At 65.0% G+C, this 22,608-nt stretch carries 28 protein-coding genes; 11 read left to right on the forward strand and 17 right to left on the reverse strand.

The genetic code is table 11. The features are described 5' to 3' along the window. The first annotated feature begins 4 nt into the window (after nucleotides 1-4). The 4 genes from gluC to Q4G50_RS05900 are packed head-to-tail and all read left to right on the forward strand — an operon-like array spanning nucleotide 5 to nucleotide 2,445. Complete coding sequence (gene gluC, locus Q4G50_RS05885; protein WP_303376720.1) at nucleotides 5-691, forward strand: glutamate ABC transporter permease GluC; 687 nt, start codon at nucleotides 5-7, stop codon at nucleotides 689-691. After that, nucleotides 691-1,629 carry an amino acid ABC transporter permease gene (locus tag Q4G50_RS05890; protein ID WP_303376721.1) on the forward strand — a complete coding sequence of 313 codons (939 nt, stop codon included), beginning with the start codon at nucleotides 691-693 and terminating at the stop codon, nucleotides 1,627-1,629. Before gluC ends, Q4G50_RS05890 begins: the two co-directional genes overlap by 1 nt. A gap of 54 nt (nucleotides 1,630-1,683) precedes the next feature. Further along, nucleotides 1,684-2,055, forward strand: coding sequence for a hypothetical protein (locus Q4G50_RS05895; RefSeq protein WP_303376722.1), 372 nt, complete (start codon nucleotides 1,684-1,686; stop codon nucleotides 2,053-2,055). Nucleotides 2,056-2,076: 21 nt separating this feature from the next. Then, entirely contained in the window at nucleotides 2,077-2,445 is a 369-nt protein-coding gene (locus Q4G50_RS05900) for a hypothetical protein (protein WP_303376723.1), read from the forward strand. Between the two features lie 111 nt (nucleotides 2,446-2,556). Here the strand turns inward: Q4G50_RS05900 and recX are convergent, their stop codons facing one another. The 3 genes from recX to Q4G50_RS05915 all read right to left on the reverse strand — a co-directional run bounded on the left by recX (nucleotide 2,557) and on the right by Q4G50_RS05915 (nucleotide 4,681). Continuing rightward, nucleotides 2,557-3,132 carry a recombination regulator RecX gene (gene recX / locus Q4G50_RS05905; RefSeq protein ID WP_303376724.1) on the reverse strand — a complete coding sequence of 192 codons (576 nt, stop codon included), beginning with the start codon at nucleotides 3,130-3,132 and terminating at the stop codon, nucleotides 2,557-2,559. A gap of 3 nt (nucleotides 3,133-3,135) precedes the next feature. After that, nucleotides 3,136-4,260, reverse strand: coding sequence for a recombinase RecA (recA, locus tag Q4G50_RS05910; protein WP_303376725.1), 1,125 nt, complete (start codon nucleotides 4,258-4,260; stop codon nucleotides 3,136-3,138). Nucleotides 4,261-4,459: 199 nt separating this feature from the next. After that, nucleotides 4,460-4,681, reverse strand: a complete 222-nt coding sequence (locus Q4G50_RS05915; protein ID WP_303376726.1) for a DUF3046 domain-containing protein — start codon at nucleotides 4,679-4,681, stop codon at nucleotides 4,460-4,462. A gap of 68 nt (nucleotides 4,682-4,749) precedes the next feature. Between Q4G50_RS05915 and Q4G50_RS05920 the strand changes: the two genes are divergently transcribed. From Q4G50_RS05920 to Q4G50_RS05930, 3 genes are read left to right on the forward strand one after another with little or no spacing between them, the layout of a single operon-like run. Continuing rightward, the gene (locus Q4G50_RS05920; protein ID WP_303376727.1) at nucleotides 4,750-5,337 is read left to right on the forward strand and encodes a biotin transporter BioY; all 588 of its coding nucleotides are present in this window, start codon (nucleotides 4,750-4,752) and stop codon (nucleotides 5,335-5,337) included. After that, nucleotides 5,337-6,026, forward strand: a complete 690-nt coding sequence (locus Q4G50_RS05925; protein ID WP_303376728.1) for an energy-coupling factor ABC transporter ATP-binding protein — start codon at nucleotides 5,337-5,339, stop codon at nucleotides 6,024-6,026. Before Q4G50_RS05920 ends, Q4G50_RS05925 begins: the two co-directional genes overlap by 1 nt. After that, entirely contained in the window at nucleotides 6,023-6,634 is a 612-nt protein-coding gene (locus Q4G50_RS05930) for an energy-coupling factor transporter transmembrane protein EcfT (RefSeq protein WP_303376729.1), read from the forward strand. Before Q4G50_RS05925 ends, Q4G50_RS05930 begins: the two co-directional genes overlap by 4 nt. On the opposite strand, the gene Q4G50_RS05935 is transcribed toward Q4G50_RS05930, so the two are convergent. The 5 genes from Q4G50_RS05935 to pgsA form a co-directional block, all read right to left on the reverse strand. Next, nucleotides 6,631-7,155: a YceI family protein gene (locus tag Q4G50_RS05935; protein WP_303376730.1), complete on the reverse strand. Its 525-nt coding sequence runs from the start codon at nucleotides 7,153-7,155 to the stop codon at nucleotides 6,631-6,633. The genes Q4G50_RS05930 and Q4G50_RS05935 overlap by 4 nt on opposite strands. A 402-nt stretch (nucleotides 7,156-7,557) precedes the next feature. After that, on the reverse strand, nucleotides 7,558-8,388 hold the full coding sequence (locus Q4G50_RS05940) for a PspA/IM30 family protein (RefSeq protein WP_303376731.1): 831 nt from the start codon (nucleotides 8,386-8,388) through the stop codon (nucleotides 7,558-7,560). Between the two features lie 72 nt (nucleotides 8,389-8,460). Beyond that, the gene (locus Q4G50_RS05945; protein ID WP_303376732.1) at nucleotides 8,461-8,784 is read right to left on the reverse strand and encodes a helix-turn-helix domain-containing protein; all 324 of its coding nucleotides are present in this window, start codon (nucleotides 8,782-8,784) and stop codon (nucleotides 8,461-8,463) included. Between the two features lie 8 nt (nucleotides 8,785-8,792). Then, entirely contained in the window at nucleotides 8,793-9,254 is a 462-nt protein-coding gene (locus Q4G50_RS05950) for a CinA family protein (RefSeq protein WP_303376733.1), read from the reverse strand. Then, nucleotides 9,251-9,793 (reverse strand): CDP-diacylglycerol--glycerol-3-phosphate 3-phosphatidyltransferase, encoded by a 543-nt coding sequence (pgsA, locus tag Q4G50_RS05955; RefSeq protein ID WP_303376734.1) that lies wholly within the window; start codon nucleotides 9,791-9,793, stop codon nucleotides 9,251-9,253. Before pgsA ends, Q4G50_RS05950 begins: the two co-directional genes overlap by 4 nt. A gap of 34 nt (nucleotides 9,794-9,827) precedes the next feature. Between pgsA and Q4G50_RS05960 the strand changes: the two genes are divergently transcribed. After that, entirely contained in the window at nucleotides 9,828-10,127 is a 300-nt protein-coding gene (locus tag Q4G50_RS05960; protein ID WP_303376735.1) for a YciI family protein, read from the forward strand. Here Q4G50_RS05960 and Q4G50_RS05965 read toward each other — a convergent pair. The 7 genes from Q4G50_RS05965 to dapB all read right to left on the reverse strand — a co-directional run bounded on the left by Q4G50_RS05965 (nucleotide 10,111) and on the right by dapB (nucleotide 19,479). After that, entirely contained in the window at nucleotides 10,111-11,220 is a 1,110-nt protein-coding gene (locus Q4G50_RS05965; protein WP_303376736.1) for a TerC family protein, read from the reverse strand. The genes Q4G50_RS05960 and Q4G50_RS05965 overlap by 17 nt on opposite strands. 290 nt (nucleotides 11,221-11,510) lie before the next feature. Next, nucleotides 11,511-14,201: a DNA translocase FtsK gene (locus Q4G50_RS05970; protein ID WP_303376737.1), complete on the reverse strand. Its 2,691-nt coding sequence runs from the start codon at nucleotides 14,199-14,201 to the stop codon at nucleotides 11,511-11,513. Between the two features lie 58 nt (nucleotides 14,202-14,259). Next, a complete protein-coding gene (locus Q4G50_RS05975) occupies nucleotides 14,260-14,886 on the reverse strand; it encodes a TIGR03085 family metal-binding protein (RefSeq protein ID WP_303376738.1) in 627 nt (208 codons plus the stop codon). Between the two features lie 37 nt (nucleotides 14,887-14,923). Continuing rightward, a complete protein-coding gene (locus Q4G50_RS05980) occupies nucleotides 14,924-17,011 on the reverse strand; it encodes a ribonuclease J (RefSeq protein WP_303376739.1) in 2,088 nt (695 codons plus the stop codon). Between the two features lie 2 nt (nucleotides 17,012-17,013). Beyond that, nucleotides 17,014-17,922, reverse strand: a complete 909-nt coding sequence (dapA, locus tag Q4G50_RS05985) for a 4-hydroxy-tetrahydrodipicolinate synthase (protein WP_303376740.1) — start codon at nucleotides 17,920-17,922, stop codon at nucleotides 17,014-17,016. 50 nt (nucleotides 17,923-17,972) lie between these two features. Beyond that, complete coding sequence (gene thyX / locus Q4G50_RS05990; RefSeq protein ID WP_303376741.1) at nucleotides 17,973-18,731, reverse strand: FAD-dependent thymidylate synthase; 759 nt, start codon at nucleotides 18,729-18,731, stop codon at nucleotides 17,973-17,975. A gap of 1 nt (nucleotide 18,732) precedes the next feature. Beyond that, entirely contained in the window at nucleotides 18,733-19,479 is a 747-nt protein-coding gene (gene dapB / locus Q4G50_RS05995) for a 4-hydroxy-tetrahydrodipicolinate reductase (RefSeq protein WP_303376742.1), read from the reverse strand. Between the two features lie 59 nt (nucleotides 19,480-19,538). Between dapB and Q4G50_RS06000 the strand changes: the two genes are divergently transcribed. Genes Q4G50_RS06000 through Q4G50_RS06010 form a run of 3 tightly spaced genes read left to right on the forward strand, consistent with a single transcriptional unit; the run spans nucleotide 19,539 to nucleotide 21,180 of the window. Continuing rightward, entirely contained in the window at nucleotides 19,539-19,925 is a 387-nt protein-coding gene (locus Q4G50_RS06000; protein ID WP_303376743.1) for a VOC family protein, read from the forward strand. Next, on the forward strand, nucleotides 19,922-20,485 hold the full coding sequence (locus tag Q4G50_RS06005; RefSeq protein ID WP_303376744.1) for a hypothetical protein: 564 nt from the start codon (nucleotides 19,922-19,924) through the stop codon (nucleotides 20,483-20,485). Before Q4G50_RS06000 ends, Q4G50_RS06005 begins: the two co-directional genes overlap by 4 nt. 53 nt (nucleotides 20,486-20,538) lie before the next feature. After that, entirely contained in the window at nucleotides 20,539-21,180 is a 642-nt protein-coding gene (locus Q4G50_RS06010) for a hypothetical protein (protein ID WP_303376745.1), read from the forward strand. Nucleotides 21,181-21,195: 15 nt separating this feature from the next. Here the strand turns inward: Q4G50_RS06010 and Q4G50_RS06015 are convergent, their stop codons facing one another. Together Q4G50_RS06015 and Q4G50_RS06020 are read right to left on the reverse strand one after the other, a co-directional pair. Next, nucleotides 21,196-21,384, reverse strand: a complete 189-nt coding sequence (locus tag Q4G50_RS06015; RefSeq protein ID WP_303376746.1) for a hypothetical protein — start codon at nucleotides 21,382-21,384, stop codon at nucleotides 21,196-21,198. Nucleotides 21,385-21,637: 253 nt separating this feature from the next. Further along, nucleotides 21,638-22,608: polyribonucleotide nucleotidyltransferase (locus Q4G50_RS06020; protein ID WP_303376747.1), on the reverse strand; the 971-nt coding region annotated here is incomplete at its 5' end.

Below are 22,608 nucleotides of genomic sequence, written 5' to 3' on the forward strand. Positions count from 1 at the left end.
CCTCATGTCGACATTATGGGCCGATCTCGGCCCCCGGTTGTGGCCGGCGTTCTGGCTGACCATTCAGCTGACGGTCTATTCCGCCATCGGGTCGATGATCCTCGGCACTATTTTGACGGCCATGAGGGTCTCTCCGGTGAAGATTCTGCGTGGGTTGGCCACCTTCTACATCAATACGCTGCGTAATACGCCGCTCACGTTGATCATCATTTTCTGTTCCTTCGGCCTGTACCAGAACCTGGGTCTGGTGATGGCCGATCGGAGCTCCCCCACCTTCCTGGTGGACAACAACTTCCGTCTCGCGGTGTTGGGTTTTATCCTGTACACCTCGGCTTTTGTGGCGGAATCGCTGCGTTCGGGCATCAACACGGTGCATTTCGGGCAGGCGGAGGCGGCGCGTTCTCTGGGCCTGTCCTTTAGCCAGATCTTCGGCAATATCATCTTCCCGCAGGCCGTTCGCGCAGCGATCGTGCCCTTGGGCAACACGCTGATCGCGTTGACCAAGAACACGACGATTGCTTCGGCGATCGGCGTGGCGGAGGCCTCGCTGCTCATGAAGTCCACGATCGAAAACCACGCGAACATGCTGTTCGTGGTGTTCGGCATCTTCGCGCTGGGCTTTATCATCCTGACGCTGCCCACGGGCCTGGCCCTGGGTCGTCTGTCTGATCGTCTGGCGGTGAGGAAATAATGTCCGTACGTGCGACAGTGCTTTACGACGCCCCCGGCCCCCGCGGTCGTCGCAACAACATCATCTTCACGGTGCTCACCGCGGTGGTCACGCTGGTGGCACTCGGCTGGATCGGCTGGACACTCAACGAGAACAACCAGCTGACCTCCGCAAAGTGGACCCCGTTCATTAATCCGCAGACCTGGCAGACCTATATCCTGCCCGGCTTGTGGGGCACCTTGAAGTCGGCGTTCGTGTCCATCATCCTGGCGATGATCCTGGGTGTCATCCTCGGCCTGGGACGTCTGTCTGAGGTGGCACCGATCCGCTGGGTGTGCGCCGTGATCGTGGAGTTCTTCCGCGCGATCCCGGTGCTGCTGCTCATGATTTTCGCCTATCAGATGTTCGCTACCTACCGGATGTTCCCGCCCCGGGAACTCGCGTTTGCTGCGGTGGTGTTCGGTTTGACGATGTACAACGGCTCCGTCATTGCCGAGATCCTGCGCTCCGGCATCAAGTCCCTGCCGAAGGGGCAGACGGAGGCGGCCCGCGCGCTGGGCATGTCACATTCCCAGACGATGCGCACGATCCTCCTGCCCCAGGCGATCGCCGCCATGCTGCCGGCACTCATCGCGCAGATGGTCATCGCGCTGAAGGATTCCGCACTCGGTTACCAGATCGGTTACGTCGAGGTGGTCCGTTCCGGTATCCAGACCGCATCGGTGAACCAGAACTTCCTGGCCTCGCTGACGGTGGTGGCGATCATCATGATCCTCATCAACTGGGCGCTGACCTCCCTGGCCCAGCGCATCGAGCGTCAACTCCGCGCCGGCCGGGCCCGCCGCAACATTGTCGCCAAGGTTCCCGAGCTGCCCGATCAGGGCCTGGACACCAAGGACAACGTCAACGTCGACTGGCACGATCCCGACTACGTCGAGATCAAGAACCCGGGCCAATAACATTCATACCCCCTTTTGTCCGCGCGGCCAAAGGGGTGCGGCTACAGTGAACCCATGCGATGGATTGTTGTACTATCCATACCGCTGGCGCTGATGGCCTGCGGCTCGAATAGTGCGATCCCCAACGAGCGGATCCACACCGACTCCGCCCAGGCATGCTGGGCGGAGTTCTCCCTCTACCTCCAGGAAGAGTCCAGTTTTATCCCAGTTCCCGCGGCCGATCATGTCTCCGTCTCCTTCGAGCGGCCCGCGCGCGACACCGCGGTGGTGACCGCGCAGACCACGGTCGTCGATGAGACAAAGGGGGAACACACCGTCCGGTACCGCTGCCGGGCTACCCACCGCCACGGCGGTTCGGGGATGGCGGGTGCGCACCACTATGAGGCCATGATCGAATCCGCCGAGATAGTGCAGGCGCCGAAGTAGAATTCGTGTCACACTCAACGCATGAAGTATCGCGCCGCACCTCTCGTGCCTATCTTCGTACTCACCGCGTGCGGTTCCACCGGTTTCGCCTCCGAGGAGGAGGCGGAGATCCGGCGGCTGTCGGCGGAATCCGACTGCACGGTCGCGGCCATCGAGGCCGCCACCGAGGCCGGGTTCTACCTCTCTGAGATCAATTTTGAGGACGCCCGGTCCACCGAGCTCGCCGACGACGCCGCCTCCGCTACCGTCACCGGCACCCTCCCGCTCCTCAACGACGCGGGCACCTCCTTCGACGCCTCCTACCGTTGCGAAGCCACGCTTAGCGACGCCACCGGCCCCCTCCCCGAGTGGAACACCTCCCTGGACGTGGACTGGAACGAGCCCCGGTAGCGTCACCGAGCACATGGATAGTTCAATGCCAGCTCCCGCATGCGTGCAGCGCCTGCGGCACTACGTCGACCACTGCGGGACGCTCGACCTCTGCCTGAACAGTCTGCGCAGCTAAAGCTGCTCAATCCGCTCGTCGAGGGCCTCGCGGGCGATGCGCAGGCTCATCCCCTGGTTGAATCCCCGGCGGGCCAGCACTCCGACGATGCGACGCAGCATCTTGTCCTGCTCGGCGCGGTCGGCGGGAGCACGGCGCACGGTGCGGGCCTTCTTCTCGGCCAGGGCACGCGCAGTGGCTTCCTCATCGGCCGGGTCGATCTGCTCCAGGGCGTCGGCACGCGTGGCGGAGTCGACTCCTTTTTCCTGCAGTTCCATATCGAGCACCCGGGCCGATTTCCCGCGGCGGGCGTGACGTTGGCGGACCCATTCGTGGGCGAAGACCGCGTCGTTGAGCAGTCCGACGCCCGCGAGATCGTCGAGGACGTCGTCGATGACGCGGGGTTCAAATTCGAGGTCCGCGAGCCGGGAACGCAGCTCGTGGCGGGAGCGGGCGCGGGCGTCGAGAAGAAGCAGGGCGCGTTTGCGCACCGCTTGTTTCGCCTCCTCGGCGTCATGGTCAAACAGCGTACCGGGCCGGTACTCGACCATTGCCCGGCGCAGCTGCGCGATCTTCAGCTCCTGCTCCCCCATCGACTACTCCGCAGCTGCGTCCTCGACCTCGTCCTCATCGTCGAAGTCAACGTTGGGGACCATGTCCACCGGGTCGTCGCTAAGATCGCCCTCTGCGGTGGCGGCATCCGGGCCGATCCCGAGCTTGCCGAAGATGCGGCGCTCAATTTCATCGGCCAGCTCCGGGGTCTCCTTGAGCAGCAGGCGGGCCTTCTCCTTGCCCTGGCCCAGCTGATCCCCCTCGTAGGTGAACCAGGAACCGGACTTCTTCACGATGCCGTTTTCCACACCCATGTCAATGAGCGAGGACTCGCGGGAAATGCCCTCGCCATAGATGATGTCGAACTCCGCGATCTTGAACGGCGGGGAGACCTTGTTCTTGACCACCTTGACGCGGGTGCGGTTACCGATCGCATCCTGGCCGTCCTTGAGCGTCTGAATACGACGCACATCCAGGCGCACGGAGGCGTAGAACTTCAGGGCCTTGCCGCCGGTGGTGGTCTCCGGGGAGCCGAACATGACGCCGATCTTCTCGCGCAGCTGGTTGATGAAGATCGCGGTGGTGCCGGAAGAATGCAGGGCACCGGTCATCTTGCGCAGCGCCTGGCTCATGAGACGGGCCTGCAGGCCGACATGGCTATCGCCCATCTCACCCTCGATCTCCGCCTTCGGGGTCAGCGCGGCGACCGAGTCGATGACAATGATGTCGATGGCGCCGGAGCGCACCAGCATGTCCGCGATCTCCAGGGCCTGCTCACCCGTATCCGGCTGAGAGACCAGCAGGGCATCGGTGTCGACGCCGAGCTTCTTAGCGTAATCAGGGTCGAGCGCGTGCTCCGCGTCAATGAACGCGGCGATGCCGCCGGCCTTCTGCGCCTGGGCGATAGCATGCAGCGCCACGGTGGTCTTACCGGAGGATTCCGGCCCGTATACCTCGACGATGCGGCCGCGCGGGTAGCCGCCGATGCCGAGAGCCACATCGATGGCGGTGTTACCGGAGGAGATGATCTGGATCGGCGGGCGGTTATCGTCGCCGAGGCGCATGACCGCGCCCTTACCGAAGTCCTTCTCAATCAAAGCCAGGGCAGCATCCAGTGCCTTCGCGCGGTCATCGCCCTTCGGTGCAGCGGCCTTCTTCTTCGGTGCCATGGTGACGGTTCCTTCTGTCGGGTGGTCAATGATGTCTGGGTTGTGTGAATAGTCCACACCCTCTTAGACTCCGGAAACCCGCGAAAGGATCCCGGTTCGGCCAAGAAAGTGCGTACGTGCGTTTATCGGGGCCCACACTATCCACAGGGTGCGACACGTAGGCCATCGCCTTCGAACATACACGCACGCCTGTTCGAACTCAACGCCATCGCCCCGGCATGTCGCGACCCAGGCGCCGCTCCTCCGGGACATCAAAGTCGCGGCAGATCTCCAGCCAGACTTCCCGCAGGTCAGCTCCATCGTCGACAAGCGCTTGGACAGTCTCCCCCCGGGTAGCCAGCACGTGCGAGTGCAGCAGGTGGCGGCCTTTCGCGCGTCCGAACTCGTCCTCGATGAGCTGATGAAACTCGGTCAATCGCATGCCCCGATACTACAGACACACCATCCACAGGTTCCCTTGAACACCGTTCAATGCTAGTGTTTCCTCCCATGACAACAGCCACCGCCGCCCGCACCTCCCGCACCGGAGTGCAGGATCTCGCCTACATCGCCGTCTTCGCCGCACTCATCATCGTGCTCGCCTTCGTCTCTATCCCCGTCGGCGCCGCTGGCGTGCCCATCGTGCTGCAGAACGCCGCTATCGTCCTCGCCGGACTCGTCCTCGGAGGGCGCCGCGGCTTCCTCGCCGCCGCACTCTTCCTCGCCCTCGGCCTCATCGGCCTGCCGGTCCTGGCTGGTGGACGCACCACCCTGGCGGCACTGGCTGGACCGACCGTCGGCTACCTTGCCGGCTACCTCGTCTCCGCAGGTGTGGCAGGTGCCATCGCCTACCGCGCGCGCCCGAAAAAGCGCGGCGAGCAGATGCTCTGGTTCGCCCTCGCCGCCTTCGTGGGCCTGCTCATCCAGTACACGCTCGGTGCGCTGGGACTGGTGTGGCGCGCTGGCCTGTCCCTGAGCGAGTCCATCATCGCCCAGGGTGCTTTCGTCGTCCCGGACGTGGCCAAGTTCGCCATCATGGTCATCATCGCGCTCGGCATCCACGCCGCCTTCCCTGACCTGCTCACACGCAAGAAATAATGCCCACCATCACTTTCGAGAACGTCTCCGTCACCTTTGACGGGGACGATTCCCCTACTCTCGACAAGATTTCCCTGGAACTCACCGAGCACCGCATCGGCATCATCGGTGCCAACGGCTCCGGGAAATCCACCCTTGCGCGCCTCATCAACGGGCTCGGCGATGCCACGGAAGGCCGCGTGCTTATCGACGCCGCCGACGTCGCCCGCCACGGCCGCGACATCCGCCGCCGCGTCGGATTCGTCTTCTCCGACGCCGAGAACCAGATCGTCATGCCACAGGTGCGCGACGACGTCGCCTTCTCCCTGCGCCGCCTGAAGCTCTCCCGCGCTGAGCGGGACGCACGTGTTAACGCCGCCCTCGCCCGCTTCGGCCTGCAGGACTTGGCAGACAACTCCCCGCACACGCTCTCCGGCGGCGAAAAGCAGCTCCTCGCCCTGGCCTCTGTGCTGGTCATCGAGCCGGATCTCATCATCGCCGATGAACCCACCACGCTGCTCGATCTGCGCAACCGCCACCGCATTGTCGCGGAATTCGCCAAGCTCGAGCAGCAACTCATCGTGGTCACCCACGACCTGGATATCCTCGCGGACTTCGACCGGGTCATCTGCCTCGACAACGGCAGTGTGATCGCCGATGGCACCCCGTCCGAGGTCTGCGCCCACTACCGGAACCTCATGCTGGCATGAGGAACATCCCCTTAGGCGTCTACCTTCCCGGCACCACCGCGATTCACCGCCTGCCGGCTGGCTGGAAGTTTCTCCTGCTCCTGGCCTTCATCCTGGCCTCGACCATCCTGGTGAAAACGCCCTTCGTCGCGGCCTGCTGGCTGGCTGTGGTCCTGCTCGGCTACGTGATCGCCCGGGTACCGGTACGCACTGCGCTCGGCCAGATCCTGCCGGTCATGCCCGTTCTCGCCGTGCTCGGTGGTTTCCAGTGGTGGCAGCGCGGATGGGAATTCGCCCTGACCACCGTGCTCGTTCTGCTGGCCTCCGTGGCGGCGGCTGCTTTGCTCACCCTGACCACCTCTATCGCCGAGCTCATGGCCGCCATCGAGCGCGGCCTTAGCCCCTTCGAACGTTTCGGGCTGCCCGTGGAAACCATCTCCCTGGCGGTGTCATTGACGCTGCGGCTCATCCCCCTCCAGCTGGCGACGGTCCACGAGGTCTTGGCCGCTCGCAAAGCGCGCGGCGCCGGCTTCTCCATCGCCGCATTCGGCACCCCGGTGCTGGTGCGCTCCATCCGCCGGGCCCGCTTGCTGGCGGAGGCGCTTATCGCGCGGGGCGCCGCGGACTAGTCCTGCCTGATCGCAGAGCCGTCAATCTCGATCCGCACTTCGTCGGAAAGCAGCAACCCTCCCCTGGGCAGTTCAGCGTGGAAATCGAGTCCGAAGTCTTTCCGGTTGACGGTGGTGGACGCGCGGAAACCGAGTCGGTGCTCGATCTCGCCCGTGGCGGGAACGGGGACCTCGGCCTCGGCGATGTCGATGATATCCAGGACCACCGGCTGTGTCCGCCCCTTGACGGTGAGGTCACCGTGAACGCGGGCCCGGTCACCGTCACCGTCGCGCTCGACCTCGGTAGAGCGGAAGGTGATGTCCGGGAACTGCTCGACGTCGAAGAAATCAGCGGCCAGCAGATGCTCGTCCCGATGAGCCACACCGGTACTCAACGAGGAGACGGCGATGGTCGCGGTGACTGAGTCGTCGATAAGCGAAGCCTCGAAGGAGGTGAACAGGCCGCGCACCCGGGTGATCATGGCGTGACGGACTTCGAAAGCCACCTGGGACATGTCGGGATCAAGGACGTAGTGGACCATTAGCACCCCGTCGTGTCGAACAGGGTGCACTGCGGGACGCCGGCCAGCGAGGACAGCATGGACGACAAGAGCACGGGAAAACCGAGGATAAGGAGCAGAGTATTCACGGATGAGTCCTAACGGGAGGAGAAGAGGCTGACGGCCAGCTGCCCCATCGCCGCACTGGCAGAGCACGGGGGCAGAGGCACGACCGATGTGGAATCCATGAACCCTACCCTATACGTGAGCGTAGTCACGTCAAGGGCTCAGCAGCCACGCAATACTGCGGGATCCCCGGCATGGTGAGCCCCAGGGAGGACAAGAACAAGAGGTAGTCATACCTGAACCGCGACAGATTACCTGTCAAGGGTCCGGGCATGACAAAGCCCCTACCCCACCGGGGGGGCCGGGGCAGGCAAAAGGCTATTCGCCGCGCAGCTCACGCATGCGCTGGGCCACGGCATCGTCGGAGACATTGGCTCCACCGTTACCGGACTCAATGGCCTTGTCAGCCTGGCCGGAGGTCAGCTGACCGCCGCCCTGCATCTCGGCGCGGATCTGCTCGAGGCGGGAATGGCCGGCCATCTGGATGCCTGCCTGCTGCACCTCGGCCATACGGCCCTCGACGGAGTTCTGAGCCAGCTCGGCCTGGCCGAGAGCGTTGGCGTAACGACGCTCGATCTTCTCGCGCACCTGGTCCAGGTTCGGGGTGGAACCGGAGGTGATGGCGTTCATGGACTGCAGGGACTCGGAGACCTTCTCCTGCATCTTGGCCTGCTCCAGCTGGGAAAGCAGCTTGGTGCGCTCGGCGACCTTCTGCTGCAGGGCCATGGCGTTGCGCTCGACGGCCTGCTTGGCCTGGTCAGCCTGCTGCAGAGCCTGGTCGTGGAGCTGCTTGGTGTCCTCGACGGACTGCTCGGCGGTGACCAGCTGAGCGGCGAAAGCCTCGGCAGCGTTCTCATACTCCACGGCCTTACGCTCATCCCCTTCAGCGCGGGCCTTGTCGGCGAGCTGAAGCGCCTGGCGGGTGTTGGCCTGCAGCTTCTCGATCTCGCCGAGACGGCGGTTGAGCTGCATCTCCAGCTGGCGCTGGTTGCCGATGACAGCGGCCGCCTGCTGGGAAAGCTCCTGGTGCTGGCGCTGGGCGTCCTCGATGGCCTGCTGAATCTGCACCTTCGGGTCGGCGTTCTCCTCGATCTTCGAGTCGAAGAGCGCCATGAGGTACTTCCATGCCTTAACGAAGGGGTTAGCCATGTCGGATTGGGCCTTCCTGGTTAGTCAGTGTTTTACGCCACCATGGTAGCGGAGTAGGTGATGAACTGTCGCTTAAGCGTGCAGTGATTCTGTCGCCAGTTCCTCGGCGACAGACTGCAGCGCCATGGAGCCAGCCGCCTCAATGAGCACGTCTGCCACAGACGTGTCCAGTGCGTGGCACACCGACGCGAGAAGCTCCGAAGAGACCTCCTTGCGTCCGCGTTCCAATTCGGAGAGGTAGCCGGGGGACACGCGGGCCTGTTCGGCGAGTTCTCGCAGGGTGATGCCCTGGTCGGCGCGGAAGGAGCGGAGGGCAGCACCGAGTGCCTCCCTCAGCAGCGGCTCGGGCGCGCGGCGGGTGGTGATCGGGGTATCAAGTACAGCGGTAGTAACCATTACTCCTCTTAACGTCCGGCATCCGTGGTTTGTTCCACGCGCTCCCACAGTCCTGCGAGTGCTGCCGCCACGGCCTGTTCACGGATGGCCCGCCGGTCACCGTCCAGCTGCAGTTTGTGCTTATCGACGTCCCCCGGCCCCGCAAATCCCAGCCACACCTCCCCTACCGGGTGCTCCCCCTGCGGCTCGGGGCCGGCGACACCGGTCAACGCCACTCCCCAATCGGCGCCGCATCGCTCGCGCGCGCCGCGGGCCATGGCGACTGCCGTCTCCCCGTCGACCGGATCCGCACCCGCCGGCACCCCGGCGAGGGAGTACTTGAGGTCGGTGGCGTAGGTGATCAACCCGCCGCGCAGCACCGCCGACGCCCCGGGGGTGTCGGCGAGGGTGGCGGCGGCGAGTCCCGCGGTGAGGGACTCGCAGAAGGCGACGGTGAGACCGCGGCGTCGCAAAGCATCGACGAGTGTCATTGCTTTCTCGAATCCCACAGGTACTGCACGCCCGTGATGACGGTGACCGCCACTGCCGCGAGCATGACGATCCACGTCGGCAGGTCCATCCACTCCGGCAGCGGCAGCAAGTACAGGCCGATAGCAAGAGCCTGCAGGGTGGTTTTGATCTTGCCGCCCTTCGACGCCGGGACGACCAGGCCGCGGCGCAGCATGACCATGCGCCACAGGGTGATACCGAACTCACGCACCAGGATGACCACGGTCACCCACACCGGCAACACCCCGATGATGTTGAGTCCCATGAGCGCGGCGGTGATCAGTGCCTTATCAGCGATGGGGTCGGCGATCTTCCCGAAATCCGTCACCAGGTTGCGGGCACGCGCGATGTCGCCGTCGAGTTTGTCGGTGATCATCAGCGCGACGAAGACGCCGAAGGCCCACCACATCTGGCCGGTCAGCAGCAGCCAGAGGAAGAGGGGGATGACCAGGATCCGCAGGCTCGTCAACACATTGGGCAGGTTGAAATTGCTGGGCCGGTCAGTCGAAGGAGCAGTCACGACACACACCCTACCCCGCGTAGAATCACCCGACATGAACTACTTCACAGTGCAGTACCGCTACCCCGACGGCGATGAGACGATCACCCGCGTGCGCCCCGAGCACCGGGAGTGGCTCAAGACGCTTCTCGACGCCGGACAGCTCGTCGCTTCCGGCCCCCACACTGACGGTTCGGGTGGTGCGCTCATCATCGTCCGCCTGCCGGAGGGCTCCACCGTCACAGACGCCGAAGCACTGATGGACGCAGACCCCTTCATCCGCGAAAAGGCGCTCCAGGGGCGCGAGATCCGCCCCTGGAACGCCGTGCTCAACGTCTTTACTCCAGGTCGCTGAGTTTCGTCGAACCCTTCTCATGGGGTGATGCGGTCACGTCGTCGGCGGTGTACATCTCCTCCTCGGTGAGCTCGTGGTCCCACTCCTCCGGGCGGATACGGGTGTCGATGCCACCCTGCGCCTGGTCGTACTTGTTCTTCCATATCGACGCCAGCACCGTCACCGTGAGGATGCCCACGATCACCACCAGGGACAGCTCGGTGGGCACCTCCGGCACGGTCACGTCCTCGCCGCCGTTAATGAACGGCAGGTTGTTCTCGTGCAGTGCGTGCAGCAGCAGCTTCACGCCGATGAAGCCGAGGATCAGGCCCAGGCCGTAGGGCAGGAAGACAAGGCGGTCGAGGAGGCCGTCGAGAAGGAAGTACATCTGGCGCAGGCCCATCAGGGAGAAGGCGTTGGCGGTGAACACCAGGTACGCCTCAGTGGTGATGCCATAGATCGCGGGGATGGAGTCGAAGGCGAACATCACATCCACCAGGCCGATGGCCACCAGCGCGACGAACAGCGGGGTGAGCGCGAACTTACCGTGGTACTTAGCGGTGAGCTTGTCGCCGTGGTAGCCGGGGGTGACCGGGACGACCTTGCGCAGCCAACGGATGATCTTCATGTCATTCGGATCAGTCTCCGGCGCGTCCGTGAACTCATCCCACAGCAGCTTGGCGGCGGTCCACAGCAGGAAGATGGCGAAGAGGTAGAACACGTCCGACCAGGCGGAGATGATCGCGGCGCCCGCCAGGATGAACAGCAAACGCAGCACCAGCGCCAGCACGATGCCGATGAGCAGCACCTTCTGCTGGTACTTGCGCGGGATCTTGAAAGCGCCCATGATCAGCGCGAAGACGAAGAGGTTGTCCACGCTCAGCGCCTTCTCCGTCACGTAGCCGGTGAAGTACTCCATGCCGTGCTGGTGATCCCACATGAAGTAGACGAACACACCAAACGCCAGGGCCAGGGCGACGTAGAACGCGGTCCACGTGCCGGATTCCTTGAGCGTGGGCTCATGGGGGGTGCGGACATGGGAGTAGAAATCGAAGATGAAGAATCCGAGGATCAACACGATGGTGGCGATCCAGATCCACAGGGGTACAGACATTGTGCCTCCGGTCTTTTCAGGTTGCGTAAATGACCGGAGGTCTTCCTCACCTTGGAAAAACAAGGCCGGCACGACCGGGTCCTTGTTCAGGACCGTGCTGACGATCAATGCCGCTTAGGGGGTACTCCCCTCCATGGGGTGTCACTATACACGGTTAGGTCTGGCACCGGTCGGCAAAATGTCACAAATGACGAGTGCACGTATTTTTATAGGCCCATTTCGGCTCCCTTTATAACAATGACGCCTGTCGGCAAAAGCCAACAGGCGTCAAATGTTACAGGGTGACCCCCCTAGAACACCCCGCGCGGCGGGTCAGCCTCGACGACATTCACGTCCCCGGCCTCCTCCTTCGGCGCCTCCGCCGGATCGGCGCCCTTGATCATCCACAGGATGGTGTCCAGTTCCTCGGGCTTGACCAGCACGTCACGCGCCTTGGAGCCTTCAGAAGGCCCGACCACGCCGCGGGTTTCCATGAGGTCCATGAGGCGACCGGCCTTGGCGAAGCCGATGCGCAGCTTGCGCTGCAGCATGGACGTCGAGCCGAGCTGCGAGGTGACCACCAGCTCCACGGCCTCGAGGAGGTCGTCCATGTCCTTTCCGATGTCCTCGTCGATCTCCTTTTTGGCATCGGAGCCGCGGTCCTCGGTGACGCCCTCGGTGTAGTTGGGTTGTGCCTGGTCCTTGGCGGCGTCGACAACGGCCTGGACCTCTTCGTCGGTGACGAAGGCTCCCTGGAGGCGCTGCGGCTTGCCGGCGCCCTGCGGGATGAACAGGCCATCGCCCATACCGATGAGCTTTTCGGCGCCGGCCTGGTCGAGGATGACGCGGGAGTCGGTAAGCGAGGACGTCGCGAAGGCGAGGCGCGAGGGGACGTTGGTCTTGATCAGGCCGGTGACCACGTCGACGGAGGGCCGCTGGGTGGCCAGGACGAGGTGGATGCCGGCGGCGCGGGCTTTCTGGGTGATGCGGACGATGGAGTCCTCGATCTCCTTCGGCGCGGTCATCATGAGGTCGGCAAGCTCGTCGACGACGCAGATGATGAAGGGGTAGGGGCGGTATTCGCGCTCGGAACCCAGCGGGGTCTCGATCTCCCCTGCCTTGACCTTGCGGTTGAAGTCCTTGATGTGGCGCACGCGCGCGGACTTCATGTCCATGTAGCGCTGTTCCATCTCCTCGACGAGCCACTGCAGCGCAGCGGAGGCCTTCTTCGGCTGGGTGATGATCGGGGTGATCAGGTGCGGGATGCCCTCATAGGGCGTGAGCTCGACCATCTTGGGGTCGACGAGGATCAGGCGCACCTCCTCAGGCGTGGCGCGCGTGAGCAGTGAGACGAGCATGGAGTTGATGAAGGCGGACTTACCCGAGCCGGTGGATCCGGCGACGAGCAGGTGCGGCATCTTCTGTACGGAGTGGGAGACGAAGTCGCCTTCGATGTCCTTGCCCAGGCCGATGAGCATGGGGTCATGGTTACCGCGGGTGGCGGGCGCGTTGAGCACATCGGCCAGGCGGACCATTTCGCGGTCGGTGTTGGGCACCTCGATGCCCACCAGCGACTTGCCGGGGATGGGGGTGAGCAGGCGGACGTTGTCGGTCGCCACGGCGTAGGCCAGGTTGGACTGCAGGTTGGTGATCTTGGAGACCTTGACACCCGGGCCCAGTTCCACTTCGTAGCGGGTGACGGTCGGGCCGCGGGAGAATCCGGTGACGGTGGCGTCGACGTTGAATTCGTTGAAGACGTCGGTGATCGCCTCGATCATCCGGTCGTTGGTTTCGGTGCGGGTTTTGGGGCGCTCGCCGTCGATAAGCAGGTTGGTGCTGGGCAGCTGGTAGTCGGTGGTGGTGTCCGGCTGGCGCGGTTCCGGCACGGGCAGATCCTCCACCTCGGATTTCGGGGTGGCGGCGGGCACGGCGGCGGCGTCGATGCCGGAGCGGGCGACGATGGCCTGACGCATCTGCTCGCGGGAGGCGTCGACGGCGTCGACGGCCGGGAATTCATCGGTGTCCGCGCGGCGGACGGGGGTGTCAAACAGCGTGTGCTGGGTGTCGTGTTCAAATTCTTCCGCGTGGTCTTCTTCGACCGGGTAGTTGTCCAGCGGCGTCGTCATGCTTCTCGACGCCCGCGTCACCCGCGGCTTCGGCCGCGGGCGGGGTGCGCGCTCGCGGCCTTCGGCAAGCGCGTCGATGTCGTCGTCGACGAAACCGTAGGGGTCATCGTCGGAGATGTCGTCGTGCTCGGGTCCGGGGGTGCGGATGTCGCGGATGAGCTGGGCGAGGTAGTCGAACCCCTGGCGGGTGGTGATGCCGGTGGCCTTGAGCGCGCCGTAGATGATGACCAGCACGAGCAGCGGAATCGCCACATAGGAGCTGAAACCTAAGGCCAGGGTGCCGCCGGTCCAGGCGCCGATGGCACCACCAGCGATGGCGCGTCCCTCCCACTCGGCGGGGTTGCCGGCGAGCAAGTGGACGAGGCCGAGCATGGCGACGGCGATGAGCGTGGTGCCGATGGCGATGCGCGGGCGCTCGCCGGGGTTGTCGCTGAGCCCGAGCATGAGCGCGATAGCCAGGGCGATCAGTGCCACGGGCAGGATGAGTGCGCCAGCGCCGATGGCCAGGTGGGCGGCGGTGGAAATGGCCGCGCCAATGGGTCCCGCGACATCGAGCCACACGGAGGCGCCGAGGACGGCCGCCAGGCCGAGAAGAACCAGGGCGATGCCGTCCATGTCGACGTCACGGCGCTCGCGCGGCTCGCGCTCCTCCGGTTCCGGGGCAGCGGGCTCGGCGGAGCGGCGGGTCAGGTTGCCCACGCCGCGGGCGAGGGAGCCGAGACCGCCACCGACCGCACGGAAAGCGCTGCCGGTCCTCTCTTCGGAGGTCTCAGCAGCGCGGAATGCGGAGGTCGCGGGCTGTTGGGCCTTGCTTCCTCGGGAGGAGGGCCGGGTGCGGTCCTTCTTGGTGCGGGGCGCCGAGCTTCGTACAGACATGGCCCCCACTGTAGTAGTTCACACCACTTCATTCACATCAGCCACACCGGGCACAGGTTCATAATCCTCCGCGGTGGGCGTCGGCGGGGTTGCCGTCGATACGCACCTCGACCACATCGCGGCCGAAAACCCACAGCAGGATCTCCCCCACCGCGCCGCTCACGCTGACCACGTTCTCGCCGTCCTCGCTCACCCCGCGCTCATCCACGGCGACAATCCGCGGCAGCCCCTCCGGATGCAGGATCACCGGCGCCTCACTGTCCTTGAGCAGCCGCGGCGCCAACATCTTGACAATCCCGTGCAGCTGCTTGTTCACCGCCGCGCTGAACTCCCGGGGACGCGCCACCCCGTCGCCGCGGCGTACATCTTCGTGGTGCACGAAGTGTTCCGCGGTGTTCATCTGCTTATCGACGAACCGCACCGGGTTCAACGTCCCCGGTCCCGCCGCCCACTCGCGCACGACCTCCTCATAGTCACGCTCCGCGGTCTTCGCGCTGGCCTTCGCCAACTGGCCCGCCAGCGCGGGAACGAACATGCCGGCGGCGGCGAGTGGCCGGTTCTCGCGCAGGTAGAGATGGATCGCCATATCGCGGGTGTCCCATCCTTCACAGAGGGTGGGGGCGGTGGGGCCGACGTCGATAAGCAAGTCGGCAAGGCGGGTGCGCTCGGTGGCAGAAAAAGACATGCACCCCAGCATAGCGCCGGGGTGCATGGGTGAGCCTTTAGAGCGAGGGTCGGGCGGAGGCCTTGATCTCGTCGTCGTCGATGGCGTCGTCGAGGTCGGAGGTCATGGGCACGACCGTCGGCAGGATCATCGGCTCGCGGCGCCACTTCTGCTCCACGAAACGGGAGACGCGGCGGCGCAGCTGCTGGACCATGCGGTAGGGGTTGTTCTCGCCCTCCGCGGCCAGGTCGTTGAGGATGGTCTCGGCCAGTTCCTTGACCTCGGGGGTCATGGCGCGGTCATCCTCGCTGAAGCCCTTGGTCTCCACCGTCGGGGACTCCATGAGTCGACCGGTGCGGTTATCGATCACCGCGGTGATGGAGATCAGGCCGCCGGAGCCGAGGCTCGTGCGGTCGGCGAGGACATCCGCGTCGACCTCACCCATGGTGGTGCCGTCGACGTAGAGGTTACCCACCGGGATCTGGCCGACAACCTGGGCGCGACCATCGACGAGATCGACGACGACACCGTTCTGGGCCAGCACCACGCGATCACGCTCGGTACCGGTGGCAATCGCCAGCTCCTTGTTGGCGCGCAGGTGGCGCCACTCGCCGTGAACCGGCATGGCGTTTTTCGGACGTGCCGCGTTGTAGAGGAACAGCAGCTCGCCGGCGTATCCGTGACCGGAGGTGTGCACCTTGGCGTCCTTGCCGGTGATCACGGTGGCGCCGATCTGGGCCAGCATGTTGATGACACCGAACACAGCCTCCTCGTTGCCCGGGACGAGCGAGGAGGACAGGATGATCAGGTCGCCGTCGCGGACGGTGATCTGCCGGTGCTCACGGCGCGCCATGCGGGACAGCGCCGCCATCGGCTCACCCTGGGTACCGGTGGTGATGAGCATGACTTTGTGCGGGGCCATCTTCGAGGCATCATCCATGGACACGATGGTGCCCTTCGGTGCCTTGAGGTAGCCCATCTTCTCGGCGATCTCCATGTTGCGGATCATCGAGCGACCGTTGAAGGCGACCTTGCGGCCCGCGGCGACAGCAGCGTCGACGGCTGCCTGCACGCGGTAGACGTTGGAGGCGAAGGACGCGAGGATGACGCGCTGGCGGGCATCGGCCACAATGCGCTTGAGCGTCGGGGCGACATCCGCCTCGGAACCGGAGACACCCGGGGTGGTGGCGTTGGTCGAGTCACAGAGCATGAGGTCCACGCCCTCATCACCGAAGCGGGACAGCGCCGGGAGGTCGGTCGGGCGACCGTCCGTCGGGGTCTGGTCCAGCTTGATGTCACCGGTGTGGATGACCAGGCCGGCGCCGGTCTTGATCGCCAGTCCGAGGCAGTCCGGGATGGAGTGGTTGACGGCCCAGAAACGGATGTTGAAGGGGCCGCGGTTCTCATCGGAGGACTCGTTGACCTCGATGAGCTTCGGACGCAGGCGGTGCTCCTTACACTTCGCGGCGATGAGCGCGAGGGTGAAGCGGGAGGCCAGGATCGGGATGTCCGGGCGCAGCTTGAGCAGCCACGGGATGGCACCGATGTGGTCCTCATGGCCGTGGGTGACCACGAGTGCATCGACGCGGTCGAGGTGCTTCTCAATCGGACCAAAGTCCGGGAGGATCAGGTCCACGCCCGGCTCACCGGAGGACGGGAAGAGCACACCACAGTCAACGATGAGCAGACGGTTGTTGTACTCGAAGACCGTCATGTTGCGGCCGATCTCGGAGATACCGCCCAGCGCGTAGATGCGCAGGCCGTTCTTCGGGGCCTTCGGCGGCTCCGGCAGGCGCTTGGTCAAATCCGCGCCCTGCATGGACTTGACGACGTTGCGACGTCCCCGTCCACCCTGGTTCCGGTCGTGGTTGCCCTGGTTCTGGCCACCCTGGCCCCCCTGGTTGCGGCCGCCCCGGCCACCACGGCCGCGGTTGTTGCCGCCGCTGCGGGAGCGGTTGCCATTGCCGTTGCCGTTGTTGCCGTTACCGCCGCGGTTGCCGGATTCGGTCGGCGGGGTGCTGCGCTCAGCGTTTCCGTTCGTCTCCGGGGTCGGTGCCTGGAAAACCGGGGATGCAGCGGTGCTCTCGGTCTCCGGCGGGCCCGCCTTGCGGGTGACCTTCCGGGCACGATTACGGGATTCAGTCATATTTAAAGGACTCCAGCCTTTTCCATGTCACGGCGGAGGGCCTCGATCTGCTGCTCGTCGGGAGCGACGACCGGCAGACGCGGGTCCCCCACCTCAATGCCCTGCAGACGCAGGGCAGCCTTGGCCATCGTTGCTCCGCCCAGGCGACCCTGGGCGGCGATGAGCGGTGAAAGAACAGTGGCGTTGATTTCCCGCGTGCGGGCGAGGTCGCCTTCCTCGAAACTTGTGTACAGCTCGCGCAGTGCCTGCGGTGCGGCATGGCCGACCACAGAGACGAAGCCCGAGGCGCCGATGGACAGCCACGGGACGTTGAGCGGATCATCACCGGAGTACCAGGCGAGACCGGTCTCATGCATGAGCAGTGCAGACTCGGCCATGTTACCCTTTGCGTCCTTGACCGCACGAATGGTGTCGATCTCCGCGAGTCGGCGAAGGGTGTCCGCCTCGATCGGAATGGAGGAGCGCGGCGGGATGTCGTAGAGCATGATCGGCAGCTCCGTGGCCTCTGCGACAGCACGGAAGTGCTGGTAGAGGCCTTCCTGGCTCGGCTTCGAGTAGTAGGGGGTGACCACCAGGAGGGCATCGGCGCCGGCCTCGGCAGACGCCTGGGCCAGCTCGATGGAGACACGGGTGTCGTTGGTGCCGGCTCCGGCGATGAGCTTCGCGCGGTCCCCGACCTCCTCCTTCACTGCCTTGAGCAGAGCCAGCTTCTCCTCGACCGTGGTGGTCGGGGATTCGCCGGTGGTGCCGGCGAGCACCAGAGAATCGAGTCCGTTGTCCACGAGGTGGGCCGCGAGCTTGCGTCCGGCCTCGAGGTCGAGGGCGCCGTCCCGGTCGAAGGGGGTGACCATGGCGACGCTGACGGTGCCGAAGTCCGCGACTCCGGTCTGGGCGGTCAAACCTGTACTCATGGTGGTCAAGGGTACCTGTTTCGCTTTCTTGTCGGGGAATCCCGGGCCAGTCAGAGGTCCGTGGCGTAGGGACTGACGGCCATCTCGGTGCCGTCGGAAAGGGTGGAGATCTGGAAGTCAGAGAAGAGCACCGGGGATTGCTGCTGGAGCAGGCGCAGGCAGGCGACGGCCAGGGCGCGGATTTCCACGTCGGCGTGTTCCGTGGCGCGGGCGCCGATGAAGTGCCGCCAGGCGCGGTAGTTGCCGGTGACGACGATGCGTGATTCGGTGGCGTTCGGTAGCACCGCGCGGGCGGCCTGGCGGGCCTGCTTTTTGCGCAGCAGGGCGTTGGGCTCTTCCGCGAGTTTGTCGTCGAGGGCGTCGAGAAGCTCCTGGTAAATGAAGCGGGATTCGTCGACGGCGCGCAGCATCATCTGCTCCAGCTCGGGGTCCTCGGCGATGAGTGTCGGTAGCACGACCTCGGCTTCATCGGTGTGGACGAAGCGCTGCGAGAGCTGCGAATAGCTGAAATGGCGGTGGCGTACCAGCTCATGGGTGGCCGAGCGCGAGATCCCGCGGATATACAAGGTGGCGGTGGCGTGCTCTAACAGCGCGGTGTGGCCGACCTCCATGATGTGGCGCAGGTAGGCGTCATTGGCGGCGGTACGCGGGTTGGGTTTGTCGAAGCTCTCGTAGCAGGCGCGTCCGGCGAATTCGACGAGTGCCTCCGCATCCGTGGCGGTGTCGTCGACGTCCCAGTCGACACCTACCGGCGGGGTGAATGCGGTGGCGGCGATGAGCTGGACGTCAAGCGTGACTGGCTTGGCCATTCTAGAGCCCCAGGTAGGAGTCGAGCCCCACTGTCAGTCCCTGGTGCCCGGCGATCTCGCGGACGCCCAGCAGCACGCCCGGCACGAAAGAGGTGCGGTCGTAGGAGTCCTGGCGGATGGTCAGGGACTGGCCCTGGGCGCCGAAGATGATGTCCTCGTGCGCGACCATGCCGGTCATGCGCACGCCGTGGACGCGCACGCCGTCGACATCCGCGCCGCGGGCGCCGTCGAGGCTCTGCTCGGTGGCGTCCGGAATAGGCCCCAACCCTGCTTCTCGACGCGCCTTAGCGATCCCCTGCGCCGTATGAATGGCGGTGCCCGACGGCGCGTCCAGCTTGTGCGGGTGGTGGTACTCGACGACTTCAGCCGAGTCGAAGAAGCGGGCGGCCTGCGCGGCGAAGTTCATTGCCAGCACCGCGGAGATGGCGAAGTTCGGGGCAATGAGGACGTGTCCCGCGCCCTCCCTGCTGGTCCACTCGCGGACCTGCGCCAGGCGCTCCTCATCGAAACCGGTGGTGCCCACCACGGCGTGGATGCCGTGGGCCGTGGTGAATTCAAGGTTGCCCATGACAGAACCCGGGGTGGTGAAGTCGACGACGACCTCCGCGGCGGCGTCGACAAGCATCTGCAGGTCATCACCCTGATCGACCTGCGCCACCAGTTCCAGATCCTGTGCCGCCTGCACGCCCTCGCACACCGCTGAGCCGACGCGGCCCTGCGCGCCGAGCACTCCCACCTTGATCGCCATGGTTCCTCCTTGAAGTCCAGTGAATACGGTCACCCAGTGTAGGCGCATAGGATCGGGGCATGCGCATCAACATCACCAGCATCTACGTCGCCGACCAGCAGCAGGCCCTCGAGTTCTACACCGACAAGCTCGGATTCGAGGTCAAGCACGACGTCCCCGTCGGTGAGGGCGCGCGCTGGCTCACGCTCGTCTCCCCGGATGATCCTTCCGGAACGGAGCTGTTGCTGGAGCCCATGGGGCACCCCGCGGCCGCCGTGTTCTGTGAGGCGCTCTACGCCGACGGCCTGCCCTTCACCCAGTTCGAGGTGGCCGACATCGAGGCAGAGTACGCCCGGCTCCTCGAGCTCGGGGTGACCTTCTCCATGGAACCCACCGACGCGGGCCCCGTCAAGGTGGCGGTCCTCGATGACACCTGCGGCCACTGGATCCAGCTGATCCAGCCATGAGGCGGTGGCTCGTGGTGTTGCCACTGGTGTTGGTGGCGTGCGCTTCCCCGGATCCGGAGCCCGCGCCAGAACCTGTCACCTCCACGGTGACGGCAACGCCCACGACGTCTACGCCCGGCGTCCAGCCCCTGGGCTCTCCGGACACGGGCCGCCAGGAGCACTGGCCTTCGCTATCGGAACTGCAGGTCACCGGCTATCGCATCGGCGAACACGAGACCTTCAACCGCCTCGTCTTCGACCTGGAGGGCGCGGGCGAGCCGGGCTGGTTCATCGAGTACACCGACACTCCCCTGCAGCAGGCCTCCGGTTTGCCCGTGGACTATGAGGGCAGCACCGCCCTGCAGGTGATCATCATGGGCACGCCCTACCCGATGGGCGATGATTCGGCGCTGCTGGAGCACGGCCCGCACCCCGGCGGCGGCGTGATCAACCACATCACCTACGCCAGCCTCTTTGAGGCGAATTCGGAGTTTGTCATCGGCCTGAATGAGCGCCATCCGTATTCGGTGACGTACCTGGAGGATCCGAAACGGCTTGTCATCGATCTGGTCACGGGTTAACAATTCGGTAATAACCGGTGACAATTATTGGTTATGACACATATCGTGGACCTATGAACGCTTATCGACGTCCCCTCATCCCCGCCGCCGTCCTTCTTATCGGTGCTGCGTTGCTCACCGCCTGCAACGATGGCGATGCAGGCGGTGCCGAAACCACCGCCGCTGACTCCAGCCCGCTCACGGTCACCTCCACCGCCGCGCCCGCCCAGGAGACGACGACCACCACCCCGGACGAAGAATCTGAGCCCACCGATCGGCCTCTGGGCACTCCCTCCACCGAGGATCTGGAGCGCAGCCCCGAGTGGGAGGAGCCCGCTCCCCTGCTCACCGGCATCCGCGTCGGAGAGCATGAGACCTTCGACCGGGTGGTCTATGACTTCGTCGGCAATGGAGAACCCGGCTGGTTTACCGGTTACCTTGACCAGCCCTATCAGCAGGGCTCCGGCCATGACGTGGAGGTTGCCGGCCAGGCCTTCCTCAAGATCGACCTCACCGGCACGACCTACCCCTTCGAGCATGATCACGAGGGCCTGGATGTCGGCGAGTACCCCGGCGGCGGTGTGATCGCCGAGGTGGTCAACACCGGCACCTTCGAGGGCCACACGCTGACCTACATCGGCCTGGATGAGCAGCGCCCGTACTCGGTGACGGTGCTGCAGGATCCGCTGCGGGTGGTCGTGGACATCGAGAAATAAGGGGCATTCCCCTTACTACCTGGTGACGGGATCATCACCCGGTTCAGAGTGGTCGGCCACGTCCTTGTTCTGGTCAGTTTTGTTCCGGCGGTTGAACACGGGGTAGAGGGCGATGGCGGCGATGACGAGAATCAACAGCAACCACCACCAATTGAATCCGGAGTTGTCAGCGGCGGCCAGCAGAAGGTCATGAGGGAAAGTCATGCCTGCAAAACTACCTTCGCCCAGATCAGCCCGCATGTTCTAGAAACACGAGGGCCAGTCGGGGCGTCGTGCCCTCGGGGCTCGGGAGCGCCCCCTCGGCATCGCTCCCTAAGGGCGTCCGTAGGTTCGGGATCGCACTGATCCCTACTGCACGATCGCGAACCCCGAGGGCAACGCCGTGCCCACCAACGCACAGCGCCCCCGCCCACCACGAGGGTGAACGGGGGCGCCGCAGCAGCCAGCCTCAGGCAGATTAGTCCTCGACGGGGACGAGGGAGATCTTGCCGCGGTTGTCGATGTCGGCGATCTCGACCTGGATCTTCTCGCCGACGTTGATCACATCCTCGACCTTCTCGATACGCTCGTCGCCACCGAGGTTGGAGATGTGGATGAGGCCATCGCGGCCCGGGGTCAGGGAGACGAAGGCGCCGAAGGCGACAGTCTTGACGACAGTGCCCAGGTAACGCTCGCCGACCTTCGGCAGCTGCGGGTTGGCAATCGAGTTGATCTTCTCGATCGCAGCATCCGCAGCCTCACCGGAGGCGGCGGAGACGTAGACAGTGCCGTCGTCCTCAATGGAGACGTCAGCGCCGGTGTCCTCGGTGATGGAGTTGATGGTCTTGCCCTTCGGGCCGATGAGCTCACCGATCTTGTTCATCGGGATCTTCACGGTGGTGATCTTCGGCGCGAGCTTATTCATCGGGTCCGGGCCGTCGATGACGTCGGCCATGGTCTCCAGAATGGTCAGGCGTGCCTCGCGGGCCTGGGACAGGGCGTCGGTAAGCACCTGCGAGGGGATGCCGTCGAGCTTGGTGTCCAGCTGCAGGGCGGTGATGAACTCCGGGGTGCCGGCGACCTTGAAGTCCATGTCGCCAAACGCGTCCTCGGCGCCGAGGATGTCGGTCAGCGCGACGTACTTGGTTTCGCCGTCGACCTCATCGGAGACCAGGCCCATGGCGATACCCGCGACCGGCGCCTTGAGCGGCACACCGGCGTTGTACAGGGAAAGGGTGGACGCGCAGACGGAACCCATGGAGGTGGAACCGTTGGAGCCCAGGGCCTCAGAGACCTGGCGGATGGTGTACGGGAACTCCTCGCGGGACGGGATGACCGGCTCGAGCGCACGCTCGGCAAGCGCACCGTGGCCGATCTCGCGGCGCTTCGGGGATCCGACGCGGCCGGTCTCACCGGTGGAGTACGGCGGGAAGTTGTAGTGGTGGATGT

Source organism: Corynebacterium sp., from assembly GCF_030538285.1.
In the GTDB taxonomy this organism is placed as follows: domain Bacteria; phylum Actinomycetota; class Actinomycetes; order Mycobacteriales; family Mycobacteriaceae; genus Corynebacterium.